Origin of the sequence: Flavobacterium sp. KACC 22763 (assembly GCF_028736155.1) — a bacterium.
Lineage (GTDB): Bacteria > Bacteroidota > Bacteroidia > Flavobacteriales > Flavobacteriaceae > Flavobacterium.
Window position 1 is genome coordinate 5,449,610 of the sequence record NZ_CP117879.1, and the last position, 13,182, is coordinate 5,462,791.

General features: G+C 38.6%; 7 protein-coding genes, 2 tRNA genes and 3 rRNA genes. 9 read left to right on the plus strand and 3 right to left on the minus strand.

Going from position 1 to position 13,182, the window contains the following annotated elements; all coding sequences use genetic code 11:
• Positions 1 to 2: 2 nt before the first annotated feature.
• A complete protein-coding gene (locus tag PQ463_RS23040) occupies positions 3 to 518 on the minus strand; it encodes a DUF2975 domain-containing protein (protein WP_274255662.1) in 516 nt (171 codons plus the stop codon).
• Between the two features lie 174 nt (positions 519 to 692).
• Between PQ463_RS23040 and PQ463_RS23045 the strand changes: the two genes are divergently transcribed.
• The 7 genes from PQ463_RS23045 to rrf all read left to right on the plus strand — a co-directional run bounded on the left by PQ463_RS23045 (position 693) and on the right by rrf (position 7,835).
• On the plus strand, positions 693 to 1,697 hold the full coding sequence (locus PQ463_RS23045) for an LLM class flavin-dependent oxidoreductase (protein ID WP_274255663.1): 1,005 nt from the start codon (positions 693 to 695) through the stop codon (positions 1,695 to 1,697).
• Between the two features lie 339 nt (positions 1,698 to 2,036).
• The gene (locus PQ463_RS23050; RefSeq protein WP_274255664.1) at positions 2,037 to 2,201 is read left to right on the plus strand and encodes a hypothetical protein; all 165 of its coding nucleotides are present in this window, start codon (positions 2,037 to 2,039) and stop codon (positions 2,199 to 2,201) included.
• A 479-nt stretch (positions 2,202 to 2,680) separates the two neighbouring features.
• A 16S ribosomal RNA gene (locus tag PQ463_RS23055) occupies positions 2,681 to 4,194 on the plus strand.
• 130 nt (positions 4,195 to 4,324) lie between these two features.
• Positions 4,325 to 4,398: transfer RNA gene (locus tag PQ463_RS23060), tRNA-Ile, on the plus strand.
• Positions 4,399 to 4,489: 91 nt separating this feature from the next.
• Positions 4,490 to 4,563 (plus strand) — tRNA-Ala (locus tag PQ463_RS23065).
• A 126-nt stretch (positions 4,564 to 4,689) separates the two neighbouring features.
• Positions 4,690 to 7,572 (plus strand): 23S ribosomal RNA (locus tag PQ463_RS23070).
• A 153-nt stretch (positions 7,573 to 7,725) separates the two neighbouring features.
• Positions 7,726 to 7,835 (plus strand): 5S ribosomal RNA (gene rrf, locus PQ463_RS23075).
• Together the 16S, 23S and 5S rRNA genes with 2 tRNA genes alongside form the textbook arrangement of a ribosomal RNA operon.
• Before the next feature lie 391 nt (positions 7,836 to 8,226).
• Here rrf and PQ463_RS23080 read toward each other — a convergent pair.
• Positions 8,227 to 8,868 (minus strand): response regulator, encoded by a 642-nt coding sequence (locus tag PQ463_RS23080; protein WP_274255665.1) that lies wholly within the window; start codon positions 8,866 to 8,868, stop codon positions 8,227 to 8,229.
• An 11-nt stretch (positions 8,869 to 8,879) separates the two neighbouring features.
• Complete coding sequence (locus tag PQ463_RS23085) at positions 8,880 to 11,069, minus strand: tetratricopeptide repeat-containing sensor histidine kinase (RefSeq protein WP_274255666.1); 2,190 nt, start codon at positions 11,067 to 11,069, stop codon at positions 8,880 to 8,882.
• 297 nt (positions 11,070 to 11,366) lie between these two features.
• Here PQ463_RS23085 and PQ463_RS23090 point away from each other — a divergent pair, with 297 nt between their 5' ends.
• Both PQ463_RS23090 and PQ463_RS23095 read left to right on the plus strand, forming a co-directional pair.
• A complete protein-coding gene (locus PQ463_RS23090) occupies positions 11,367 to 11,804 on the plus strand; it encodes a PepSY-like domain-containing protein (RefSeq protein WP_274255667.1) in 438 nt (145 codons plus the stop codon).
• A gap of 138 nt (positions 11,805 to 11,942) precedes the next feature.
• Positions 11,943 to 12,971 (plus strand): LacI family DNA-binding transcriptional regulator, encoded by a 1,029-nt coding sequence (locus tag PQ463_RS23095; RefSeq protein WP_274255668.1) that lies wholly within the window; start codon positions 11,943 to 11,945, stop codon positions 12,969 to 12,971.
• The last annotated feature ends 211 nt before the right edge of the window (positions 12,972 to 13,182 follow it).

A 13,182-nucleotide genomic window follows, 5' to 3' on the forward strand; every position in this document is an offset into this window, starting at 1 on the left:
AGCTATATAAATAAGTCTTGTTCGTTCTGAAGGTTTAAACCTTGTTTAAAAATGGCAGCTAAAAAATAAGCAAAAGCGCCAAGCATTCCGTGCAATATGATAAAAAGCGCTACTTCATTATCTAAAGGAACAAAGAAGAACGCAAAAAATATCACGATACTAGGAATAAATAAATTGGATAAATAAAAGCGTTTTAAGTGTAGAACTCCAGTTTGAGTAAACAATTTAGGCTGAAAGAAAACTTTAAAGACATTACTGCTTAGTAAAAAGAAAAGCCCGTACAAACTCAGTGGAGCTAAAAAATCAAAAAGAATATACGGCAAGTTGTAATCACCCAGCATTAAAGGATGAGAAGTAAATGGATAACAAACCTGAAAATATTTTCCGTTATCTTTAAATGTTAGAAAAAATCCTGTCACTAAAGTAAAAACCGAATAAGCAGCCAAGAAAAAATAAACTACAGACAAGAATCGGGTGAAATAAAATAATATTCTGGAAACAATATGAGTAGTCTTCATACAATGAGAAATTAAATTGATATTGCAAATGTATAATTAATTATCGTAAAACGATAATTAATTATTAAAAATTAGTTATTTTGAATGACTTTAGAATATTATAATTCTATTAACACTAGAAAACAAAAGGCATTCGCATAAATGAGTTAATTTTGCATTTTAGCCTTAATTTATATGAAAAAACCGATTTCAGTCTCAATATTAGAGCTTGCAATTATCACCCAAGATAGTAACGCAACAGAAACATTCCAAAAAACAAAAGACATAGCGCAATTAGCCGATAAACTAGGATATAAGAGAATCTGGTTGGCAGAACACCATAATATGGCACATGTTGCAAGTACGGCAACTGTAGTTTTAATTGGTTACGTGGCAAGTCAAACCCAAAATATCCGCGTAGGTTCTGGCGGAATCATGCTTCCAAATCATTCTCCTCTAGTAGTGGCAGAACAATTTGGAACTTTAGAAACTCTTTATCCAAATCGAATTGATTTAGGTTTAGGAAGAGCGCCAGGAACAGATCAGCCAACTGCCGAAGCAATCCGAAAAGACTTTTTCGAACAAGCACAGCGATTTCCGCAAAACGTAAGTAAGCTTCAAGAATATTTTTCTTCTGAAAACGCCACAGGAAAAGTTCGCGCATTTCCTGCCGAGGGGCTAAATGTGCCAATTTGGATTTTAGGATCAAGTATGGATAGTGCGGCCTTAGCGGCAGCTTATGGATTGCCTTATGCTTTTGCTGGACACTTTGCGCCAAAACTAATGATTCAGGCATTCGAATTTTATAGAGAAAATTTTCAGCCATCAGAGTATTTAGATCAGCCAAAAACAATGGCGTGTGTAAATATCATTGCGGCAGATACCAATGAAGAAGCAGAATTGCTATCGACAAGTTTGTATCAAATGTTTCTAAATCTAATTAGAAATGATCGTAAAGGATTGCAACCACCAGTTCCATCGCTAGATGATATCATGAACGAAGCAGAACGTTTCCATGTGAACCAAATGACAGCAGGTACCTTTACAGGAAACAAAGAGCAGCTAGTAGCCGATTTGAGAAAGTTTATTGACTATATCCGAATCGATGAGCTAATGGTGACAAGTCCAATCTTCGATCACCAAGCAAAACTAAAAAGCATTCAAATTACAAAAGAAGTAATAGATGCTTTGAATGAGTAATACATATAATGTATAGTTTTTAAATTATACTATATATATAAGAGTAAGTCTCGATTACAACCCGACAGGTTTTCAAAACCTGTCGGGTTTGTTTTTTGTATAGATATATAATGAGAAAACTTCGGCTGCCAGTCAGAGCGCAGCGAAGCCTTTTTATCGGCAGTTTTGGAATTTGGAATTTGAAAGATTAGAATTTTGCGTTTAATTAGGAGCTATTTCCCGCTATCCGCTGCAATCTTTTTATGGCGAACCCCGGCCCCAAAAGGATTTCCGCTCCTATCGGGGCTATGGGCATCGGCTTTCAGAAGAGGCTTTTGGCAGACGGGCCCCTTAAAAAGAATGGAAAATCGGCAGAAAGAAGGGGGAGGGGCTGAAAATTCCCTAAAAACGGAAAGCTTCAGCCCGCAAAAAATGCCGAAAAGCCATGCTAAAGAGGAAAAGTCCTACGCATGGCTGAAAATATCCAAAATGCAAACCTGCCGTTATCAGTGCATTAAGAAATAATCCGAAAAAAAATCAAAAAAAGCTGGGCAAAAGCATTGGAAAAGCGGAAAAAGGTTCTACTTTTGCACCCGCAACAGCGAAAAACGCTCTTAGACATTCCGGCAGCTTGATCACATTTGAGGAAAGAGATTTCCGAAAAAAAAAGATTAAAAAAAGCTTGCGGGAAAGGAAAAAGCTTTTTACATTTGCACCCCGCAAAACACGGAAAGTTCCTTGATAGACTGGTGAGAAAAACGAAAAGATGAGGCGAAAAGAAAGCTTCAAAAATTTTTTAAGTTTTTCTTGCGAGAAACAAAAAGAAGTTTTAGTTTTGCACCCGCTTTGAGATACAGGCGAAGACAGAAAAAGACACGTTCGTAGACATATTGAATTGACAGCCGTTCTGATGAAAATCAGAACAAGAAAAAATAAGAGTAATGGAATCGAGAGATTCGAAAAGAACCGATAGAAAAGGCATCGACTATATAATATTAAAATATACGATGAAGAGTTTGATCCTGGCTCAGGATGAACGCTAGCGGCAGGCTTAACACATGCAAGTCGAGGGGTAGAAGTCTTCGGACTTTGAGACCGGCGCACGGGTGCGTAACGCGTATGCAATCTGCCTTCCACAGAGGGATAGCCCAGAGAAATTTGGATTAATACCTCATAGCATAGCCAAACCGCATGGTTTGGCTATTAAAGTCACAACGGTGGAAGATGAGCATGCGTCCCATTAGCTAGTTGGTAAGGTAACGGCTTACCAAGGCTACGATGGGTAGGGGTCCTGAGAGGGAGATCCCCCACACTGGTACTGAGACACGGACCAGACTCCTACGGGAGGCAGCAGTGAGGAATATTGGTCAATGGGCGCAAGCCTGAACCAGCCATGCCGCGTGCAGGATGACGGTCCTATGGATTGTAAACTGCTTTTGTACGGGAAGAAACACTCCTACGTGTAGGAGCTTGACGGTACCGTAAGAATAAGGATCGGCTAACTCCGTGCCAGCAGCCGCGGTAATACGGAGGATCCAAGCGTTATCCGGAATCATTGGGTTTAAAGGGTCCGTAGGCGGTCTTGTAAGTCAGTGGTGAAAGCCCATCGCTCAACGGTGGAACGGCCATTGATACTGCAGGACTTGAATTACTGGGAAGCAACTAGAATATGTAGTGTAGCGGTGAAATGCTTAGAGATTACATGGAATACCAATTGCGAAGGCAGGTTGCTACCAGTGGATTGACGCTGATGGACGAAAGCGTGGGTAGCGAACAGGATTAGATACCCTGGTAGTCCACGCCGTAAACGATGGATACTAGCTGTTGGGCGCAAGTTCAGTGGCTAAGCGAAAGTGATAAGTATCCCACCTGGGGAGTACGAACGCAAGTTTGAAACTCAAAGGAATTGACGGGGGCCCGCACAAGCGGTGGAGCATGTGGTTTAATTCGATGATACGCGAGGAACCTTACCAAGGCTTAAATGCAGACTGACCGATTTGGAAACAGATCTTTCGCAAGACAGTTTACAAGGTGCTGCATGGTTGTCGTCAGCTCGTGCCGTGAGGTGTCAGGTTAAGTCCTATAACGAGCGCAACCCCTGTTGTTAGTTGCCAGCGAGTCATGTCGGGAACTCTAACAAGACTGCCAGTGCAAACTGTGAGGAAGGTGGGGATGACGTCAAATCATCACGGCCCTTACGCCTTGGGCTACACACGTGCTACAATGGCCGGTACAGAGAGCAGCCACTGGGTGACCAGGAGCGAATCTATAAAGCCGGTCACAGTTCGGATCGGAGTCTGCAACTCGACTCCGTGAAGCTGGAATCGCTAGTAATCGGATATCAGCCATGATCCGGTGAATACGTTCCCGGGCCTTGTACACACCGCCCGTCAAGCCATGGAAGCTGGGGGTGCCTGAAGTCGGTGACCGCAAGGAGCTGCCTAGGGTAAAACTGGTAACTAGGGCTAAGTCGTAACAAGGTAGCCGTACCGGAAGGTGCGGCTGGAACACCTCCTTTCTAGAGCCCAAAGTGTTAGCCTCAGGGCACGCTTGGGAAATAAGATGCCGGACATTAGGTTCTGGATCTTGAAATTGCATTACTCTTGCTGTTAATTTAAAGAAATAAACTTTTAAGTAAAAAAAAACAGAGTCTCGTAGCTCAGCTGGTTAGAGTACTACACTGATAATGTAGGGGTCGGCAGTTCGAGTCTGCCCGGGACTACTTTTTAAGGCTTAAAGAGAAGGAAATTCTAGAGTTGAAGCGTTATGAATATTAATTCATAATTCATAATTCACAATTCATCATTAGATTTGGGGGATTAGCTCAGCTGGCTAGAGCGCCTGCCTTGCACGCAGGAGGTCAACGGTTCGACTCCGTTATTCTCCACAGTTCCGAAAGGAAAAAAGTTCATTGACATATTGAGATAAGAAAATAATAAGAAAGTAGAAAGCGTTTTTATTAGCAATAATAAAAACAAAACAAAACGGTCTTGTTTTAAGGAACAAGATTGGTGCAATAAGCAAAATAAGGGCGCATGGGGGATGCCTAGGCTCTCAGAGGCGATGAAGGACGTGATAAGCTGCGAAAAGCTGCGGGGACGGGCACACACCGATTGATCCGCAGATATCCGAATGGGGCAACCCGCTATATTGAAGATATAGCACACCGATAGGTGGGCAAACCCGCTGAACTGAAACATCTAAGTAGGCGGAGGAGAAGAAAACAAAAGTGATTCCGTAAGTAGTGGCGAGCGAACGCGGATTAGCCCAAACCAGGATTGTTACGGCATTGCTGGGGTTGTAGGACCGCGACATTTCTTGCATAAAGAATTAGAATCTGCTGGAAAGTAGAGCCATAGAGAGTGATAGCCTCGTATAAGTAATGAATGTAAAGGATAGCGGTATCCTGAGTAGGGCGGGGCACGTGAAACCCTGTCTGAATTTGGCGGGACCATCCGCTAAGGCTAAATACTCCTGAGAGACCGATAGTGAACCAGTACCGTGAGGGAAAGGTGAAAAGAACCGTGAATAACGGAGTGAAATAGATCCTGAAACCATGCGCTTACAAGCGGTCGGAGCCCCTTCGTGGGGTGACGGCGTGCCTTTTGCATAATGAGCCTACGAGTTAACGCTGCTGGCAAGGATAAGTGGTTAAGCCATGGATCCGCAGCGAAAGCGAGTCTGAATAGGGCGCTTTAGTCAGTAGTGTTAGACGCGAAACCGTGTGATCTACCCATGGGCAGGTTGAAGCTGTGGTAACACACAGTGGAGGACCGAACCGGTTGACGTTGAAAAGTCTTCGGATGACCTGTGGGTAGGGGTGAAAGGCCAATCAAACTCGGAAATAGCTCGTACTCCCCGAAATGCATTTAGGTGCAGCGCTGATAATAGTTATATAGAGGTAGAGCTACTGATTGGATGCGGGGGCTTCACCGCCTACCAATTCCTGACAAACTCCGAATGCTATATAATGTTTTACAGCAGTGAGGGCTTGGGTGCTAAGGTCCAAGTCCGAGAGGGAAAGAACCCAGACCATCAGCTAAGGTCCCCAAATATATGCTAAGTTGAAAGAACGAGGTTTGTCTGCCCAGACAGCTAGGATGTTGGCTTGGAAGCAGCCATTCATTTAAAGAGTGCGTAACAGCTCACTAGTCGAGCGGACGAGCATGGATAATAATCGGGCATAAGCATATTACCGAAGCTATGGATTTGCATGTATGTGCAAGTGGTAGGGGAGCATTCTGACAGGGCTGAAGGTGTGTCGTAAGGCATGCTGGACCGGTCAGAAAAGAAAATGTAGGCATAAGTAACGATAATGCGGGCGAGAAACCCGCACACCGAAAAACTAAGGTTTCCACAGCTATGCTAATCAGCTGTGGGTTAGTCTGGACCTAAGGCGAACCCGAAAGGGACAGTCGATGGCCAACGGGTTAATATTCCCGTACTTCTTATTGCTGTGATGGGGTGACGGAGTGATGAAAGCGCCGCGAACTGACGGAATAGTTCGTTAAAGCACCTAGCTATAGGCTCTCTAGGCAAATCCGGAGAGTTTGGTGAAATGCGATAGTACTCGGAGTCTTCGGACAAAGAGATAGTGCGCCTAAGGGCTTCCAAGAAAAACCTCTAAACTTCAGGCAGTAAGAACCAGTACCGTAAACCGACACAGGTAGTTGAGGAGAGAATCCTAAGGTGCTCGAGAGATTCATGGCTAAGGAATTAGGCAAAATAGACCTGTAACTTCGGGAGAAAGGTCGCCCCGAGCAATCGGGGCCGCAGTGAAGAGGTCCAGGCGACTGTTTATCAAAAACACAGGGCTCTGCAAAATCGTAAGATGAAGTATAGGGCCTGACACCTGCCCGGTGCTGGAAGGTTAAGAGGAGATGTTATCTTCGGAGAAGCATTGAATTGAAGCCCCAGTAAACGGCGGCCGTAACTATAACGGTCCTAAGGTAGCGAAATTCCTTGTCGGGTAAGTTCCGACCTGCACGAATGGTGTAACGATCTGGACACTGTCTCAGCCATGAGCTCGGTGAAATTGTAGTAACGGTGAAGATGCCGTTTACCCGCAGTGGGACGAAAAGACCCTGTGCACCTTTACTATAGCTTAGTATTGACCTTGGATAAATGATGTGTAGGATAGGTTGGAGACTTTGAAGCGGCGTCGCCAGGCGCTGTGGAGTCATTGTTGAAATACAACCCTTTGTTTATCTGAGGCCTAACCCCGCGATGTGGGGGACAGTGCTTGGTGGGTAGTTTGACTGGGGTGGTCGCCTCCAAAAGAGTAACGGAGGCTTCTAAAGGTTCCCTCAGTACGCTTGGTAACCGTGCGTAGAGTGCAATGGCATAAGGGAGCTTGACTGAGAGACATACAGGTCGATCAGGTACGAAAGTAGAGCATAGTGATCCGGTGGTTCCGCATGGAAGGGCCATCGCTCAAAGGATAAAAGGTACGCCGGGGATAACAGGCTGATCTCCCCCAAGAGCTCATATCGACGGGGGGGTTTGGCACCTCGATGTCGGCTCGTCACATCCTGGGGCTGGAGAAGGTCCCAAGGGTTGGGCTGTTCGCCCATTAAAGTGGCACGCGAGCTGGGTTCAGAACGTCGTGAGACAGTTCGGTCTCTATCTACTGCGGGCGTTAGAAATTTGAGTGGATCTGATTCTAGTACGAGAGGACCGAATTGGACTAACCTCTAGTGTATCTGTTGTCCCGCCAGGGGCACCGCAGAGTAGCTACGTTGGGAAGGGATAAGCGCTGAAAGCATATAAGCGCGAAACCCACCACAAGATGAGATTTCTTTTAAGGATCGTGGAAGATGACCACGTTGATAGGCTACAGATGTAAAGGCAGTAATGTCACAGTCGAGTAGTACTAATAATCCGTAAGCTTATGCACACCCTTTTTCCCGAGCCAATGGCTCGGGAAGGAACTTTCTTAAATAAAGCTTATTTGTTTCTTTATCTCAGTATGTTAAAATATTGTTTAATTGATAATTAACAATTTACAATTGATAATTAATAATTAAAAGCTGCTTGCAGCGAATAGCCTTAAGGTGGTTATTGCGGCGGGGCTCACCTCTTCCCATCCCGAACAGAGAAGTTAAGCCCGCCTGCGCAGATGGTACTGCATCATTGTGGGAGAGTATGTCGTCGCCTTTCTTTTGAAAAACCCTATCCAATTCGGATAGGGTTTTTCTGTTTTTATACTTTTTGTAAAAGACAGAGTAAAGAATGATTATAATTCTTGTATGAAAAATGAATAGCTCTTTTGTTTAGGTAATAGGAAGTTGTTGTAAATATTGTGATTATTGACAAAAAAAAAGTCTAGTTAAAATTACAAAATCACTATTTATAGTGATGCGAAAGAAAAAATAGAGTATTAGCTTTGAAATAAAGTTATAATGCAGATAGTTTTAGTTTTGACAGCTATTAAAGAATAATACTTTTTTATTTTAGATATCATGATCTTATTACTTGCTCGAATAACTAGTGTGGCATTGGGGAGCTTTACTATATTATTCGGGCTTAGTAATAATTAAAATTAGATTGTTTAGTCTACTAAACCATTTTCTACTGCATATTTTACTAAACCTGCTGTGTTTTTTGCATTCAATTTTGATAACAAATTCCGACGATGTGTATTTACTGTATTTAAGCTTATAAAAGTTTTTTCGGCAATTTCAGCAGTATTGTATTCTTGGACAATCAATACAAGAATTTCTTTTTCCCTTGTGCTTAGTTCTGTCAGATTAGAGGCTTGTTTTTCAATTCGCGAGCTACTCGTAAGATGTTTTTCTTCTAATTCTTCTGCGAAATAGTCTTTGCCCAATGCAATTGCATTAATTGCGCTTAAAAGCTCTTCTTTTGAGGCATTTTTTAATAAATAGCCATTTACGCCAATTCTTATTAGCTTAGAGATAATCATCACATTGCTGTGGGTGCTTACAATCAGAATTTTAATATGCGGATATTGTTTTTTAAGAATCTTGCTTAATTCAATCCCGTCCATTATTGGCATGCTAACATCAAGAATAATAAAATCGATATTGCCTTTTTTAACGATATCTAATGCTTCAATTCCGTTTTCAGCTTTTCCAGCAATACATATGTTGGGTTCTTGTTCTAATAAAGAAATAAGTCCCTGAAGAAACATTGTATGATCATCGGCTATAAGAAGGTTAATTTTATTCATTCAATAAAAGATTAATTGTTTTTTAGTTCGTTAAGCTGATTTTTTAGATCAATACCTTTAATGTGAGATTTTAATTTTTGCTGTAATATTGGAATTTCGATATTAAAGATTGTGCCTCGCTTTAGTTTAGAATCAATTACAAATGTGCCGTTTAGTTTGTTAATCCGGTTCTCCATATTGATAAATCCAATTCCTCTTGAAATATTTTCGGTTTCAAAGCCAACTCCATTATCTTCAAATAATAGGTTTAATATATTTCCAATATAGTTCAATTGAATTTCTATTTCAGAAGCTTTGGCATGTTTGATAGTGTTAGTTAAAAGTTCCTGTATGATCTTAAAAATTTCGATCTGAATATTTTCGTCCAGTTCATTGATTCCTTTTTTCGGATATGGTATACACGAAATTTTGATTCTGCTTGCTTCACCGATATTTTTAAGATATGATTTTAATGCTTCCAAAAAATTATTCTGGTTAAACTTTTTTGGGAGTAAGGTATGAGATAAATTTCGAACCTGTTGGTACGTTTCGTCTAATTGCTGGCTTATTTTTTGAATATTCGAAAAATTAGAAGAATTTAAGTGATTTACCTGTAATTTTATTGCCGCCAAATTACCGCCAATACTATCATGAAGTTCTTGTGAAATTCGCTGCCTTTCCTTATCCTGTCCGCTAATTTCAGCCCTAATTAATTCTAATTCTTGTTCCTTTAAAATGCTGTTTAATTTTTGAGTGCTAATTTCAGCTTGCTTAATATTGAGTAAATGTTGTACTTTATATCGTTTATAAAACTGAAATAGAAGGCCGAGTATTGGAATTAAAAATATTAGAAGAGCAACTATGGTAAACATTCGGATTTTCTTTTCCTGATTAATTTCCAATGTTTTTAATTGCTGTTCTTTCTTTAAAAGAGAGATTTCATTACGTTTTTTATTTGATGAATTCTGATAAGCTAGAATGGTATTTTCATTGTTTTTCTTTGAAATTTCATCTTGAAGAATCATATTTTTAATTGCGTCTTCTTGGCTCAACAAGATTAATTTTTTTGTCTCATTTTCAAATCTCAAGCCTTCAATTTCTTTTTGTTTTTGCGCAGTCTTAAATTTGATTTCAAATTCATGAATCTCCTTAATTCTCTCCATTTTGGATATAGAATCTTTTAGATGAGTTGATTTTTCAAAAAACAAATAAGCATTTTTATAGTCGTCTTGTTTGAGGGCAATTTTGCGTAACTCGTCACAAATATCTATTTGATTTTGAAGCAAGCCAAAATCTGCTGATTTCTGAAGAGCTTCAGAAAAAAATAATTTTGCCTCATTGTATTTTTTTTGAGAAGTGTAGCAGTCGCCAATAGTACTTCTTGAGATAATTGCCAATTGGTTTAGCTCGTTTTCGTCGGCAATAAAAAGTGCATCTTGATACATTTTTAAAGCTTCTTGATATTTGCTTTGCAACTGATAATTTTCGCCTAAACCTAATAAAATAATAACTTTTCCCTGAAAGTTATTGGTTTTTTCTGAGAGTGCTTTTCCTTTTTTATAATAAAAATTAGCATTATCGTAATCTTTTAGCCTTGAATAGAGGTCGCCAATATTGATGTAACTTCCCAAAGTTATTTCTGCATCATCTTTATATTCAAGACATTCCTTAAATAGATTTAGAGCATTTTGATAATCGCCAAGTTCTGTATATGTCTGTGCTAAACCATGTGTATGAGTATAATAAAGGTTTTTTTCGTGATATTTTTGAGAAGCTTCGATGCCTTTTAGATGCCATTTTTTACTTTCGTTAAATAACCCCTTCTTATTATAATTGATGGCTAATAGGTTGTATCCTAATGAGAACAGCCTATTTTTTAAAGAGTCATTTGAAGTTGTATTATATTTAAATGCCTGATTTGTGTAATAGATAGAAGAATCTATTATGGCTCTTTTATTGAAATAATAGGCGAGGAGTAGATTTGTACTCGCAATTGACCGATTATCTATTTTTGACTTTAAAAGGGAATGTGCTTTTTTATAAGCTTTTTTTTCTTCCCCTTTGTTGTACAAATCATAAAGACTCAGAATTTTGTTGTTTTGTTGGCTCGTGGAAGACTTTTTGACAGCAACAGTTTTCTTTTTATTTTCAACCTGAGCCTTTAGATTGAAAGATAAAAAGATGAAGATTATGAGGTAAAACCTTCTTAACCAGATTGCCATACATTCTTGGTTTGTATTTTAAATAGAATTAGGATAAATTTTAAAGTTTTGTAAACTTGGGCTTTACTAAAGTATTCCTTGACTGGTAAGTAAAAGTACTACAAATAAGTTTAAAATAGTTGCTGAAAAAATAAATTTTTTAGACAAAGATGTGAAATTCAAAATAATTAAAATTGTATTGAATTCTTTGAAAATGAATTGATTACTGCTTTTAAAAAAACTAAATGTTTCTTAAATTGATTTGAATCTAAATTTTCTCACAGTAAATTAGTGAGACTATATTTAAATGAATGGATCATGAAAAAGAAAATATTTTTAATCATAGGATTTTTAATGCTAATGGTCTCGGGCCAGGCACAAAAGAAAATAGAAGTGACAGAATTGCCAAAACCGGCACAAGATTTTTTAAAGAAATATTTTAGTCATACAACTGTCGAACTTGCTAAAAAAGACGCAGAGCATGGGGAAAAAGGATATGAAGTTAAGTTAAAAGATGGTACAGAAGTAGAATTCTGGAAAGATGGTTCGTACCGTGAAGTTGACGGTGGCGACAATCCAATTCCGACCGATTTTATTCCAGCTAATATAAAAGCTTATGTTGCCCAAAATTATCCAAACGAAAAAATAACGCACATCGACTATGGGCACAAAGACCTTGATGTAGATTTAACAAATAAAATTGATTTAGAATTTACCAAAGACGGTAAAATTTTAAAAGACAAAAAGGGAAATTAATATATGTAATCAATTTTTAGTATCCTGATTTATATTTCAAACTGAAAATAAATCAGGGCATTTTAATTTGTGACTAATTCTTTAGAATATAAACGTGAGAGAAAATAGTTTATATTTACATCTTCTATCAGTCATTTTATGGAAGAAAATAAACATGTAACGATTTACGATATTGCCGAGAGACTTAATCTGGCAACATCTACGATTTCACGAGCTTTAAAAGATCATCATACGATAAGTGATAAGACGATTAAAAAAGTGAAAAAGACCGCTGAAGAAATGGGATTTGTTCCGAATACTTTAGCTGCAGGTTTACGTGGAAACAAAACCAGAACAATCGGTGTTTTGATTCCTACTGTTACACAGCCCTTTTTATCTTCTTTAATAAGCGGAATTGAAATCACGGCTCAAAAATCGGATTATACCGTAATTATTATGCAATCGCATGACTCGTATGAAGAGGAAGTAAATATGGCTAAATCTTTGTATTCTAATCGTGTGAGTGGCGTAATATGTTCGCTAGCCATGGAAACCAGAGATACGGCACATTTTAATCAGTTTTCAAACAATAATATCCCATTAGTTTTTGTCGATAGAGTTCCAAAAGGATATAATACTTTTAGAGTTGTAATTGACAATTATACAGCAGGTTACAAAGCTACTAAGCATCTTATTGAGCAAGGCTGTATTCGTATTGCACATTTTACTGCTGGTTCAGAATTAGGGAATTTGTACAACGAAAGAAAAAGAGGTTATATAGAAGCCTTAAAAGATCACAATATAGAAGTTGAAGAAGAATTGATTATCAATTTAAATTCAGTTACTTATGAAGATGGTGTAAAAGCTAGCAATCATTTATTTGATTTAAAGCCAATTCCAGACGGATTATTTGCACCAGGAGATATTTTGGCTGTAAGTGCCGTGCAGACTGCTAAAAAGCGAGGGATTAAAGTACCCGAAGAATTTAAAGTAATTGGCTTTAATAATGACCCGATTTCACAAATTATAGATCCGAATTTATCAACTATTACACATCCAGCTGAAAAAATGGGAAAAGCGGCAGCTGAAATTATTATTAAGAATTTGAAATCATCTAAAAATGATGATGCAAAAGAAATTACTTTTTTGAATACAGAAGTACTTGCAAGGGAATCTACCCAGAAATAAATCTTTTTTTAAAAATAACATATGATAGAGCAGGATAGTTTTTATAATTATCCTGCTTTTATTTGTTATATAAATTATTTTTTTGAAAAAAAGACTGCTAAAATTTCTTTCTTAAATAACAATCTTATATTTTTACACAACCGATTGCAATTGTTGTTCTGTTTCGAATAATTCATTTTTTAAATTAAAATTTTATAAAATGCTTTTATTT

Bases quoted from the DNA above. Each gene is read 5' to 3' on its own strand.
- PQ463_RS23040 (WP_274255662.1), bottom strand. From the start codon at position 518: ATGAAGACTACTCATATTGTTTCCAGAATATTATTTTATTTCACCCGA.
- PQ463_RS23045 (WP_274255663.1), top strand. From the start codon at position 693: ATGAAAAAACCGATTTCAGTCTCAATATTAGAGCTTGCAATTATCACC.
- PQ463_RS23050 (WP_274255664.1), top strand. From the start codon at position 2,037: ATGGAAAATCGGCAGAAAGAAGGGGGAGGGGCTGAAAATTCCCTAAAA.
- PQ463_RS23080 (WP_274255665.1), bottom strand. From the start codon at position 8,868: ATGAATAAAATTAACCTTCTTATAGCCGATGATCATACAATGTTTCTT.
- PQ463_RS23085 (WP_274255666.1), bottom strand. From the start codon at position 11,069: ATGGCAATCTGGTTAAGAAGGTTTTACCTCATAATCTTCATCTTTTTA.
- PQ463_RS23090 (WP_274255667.1), top strand. From the start codon at position 11,367: ATGAAAAAGAAAATATTTTTAATCATAGGATTTTTAATGCTAATGGTC.
- PQ463_RS23095 (WP_274255668.1), top strand. From the start codon at position 11,943: ATGGAAGAAAATAAACATGTAACGATTTACGATATTGCCGAGAGACTT.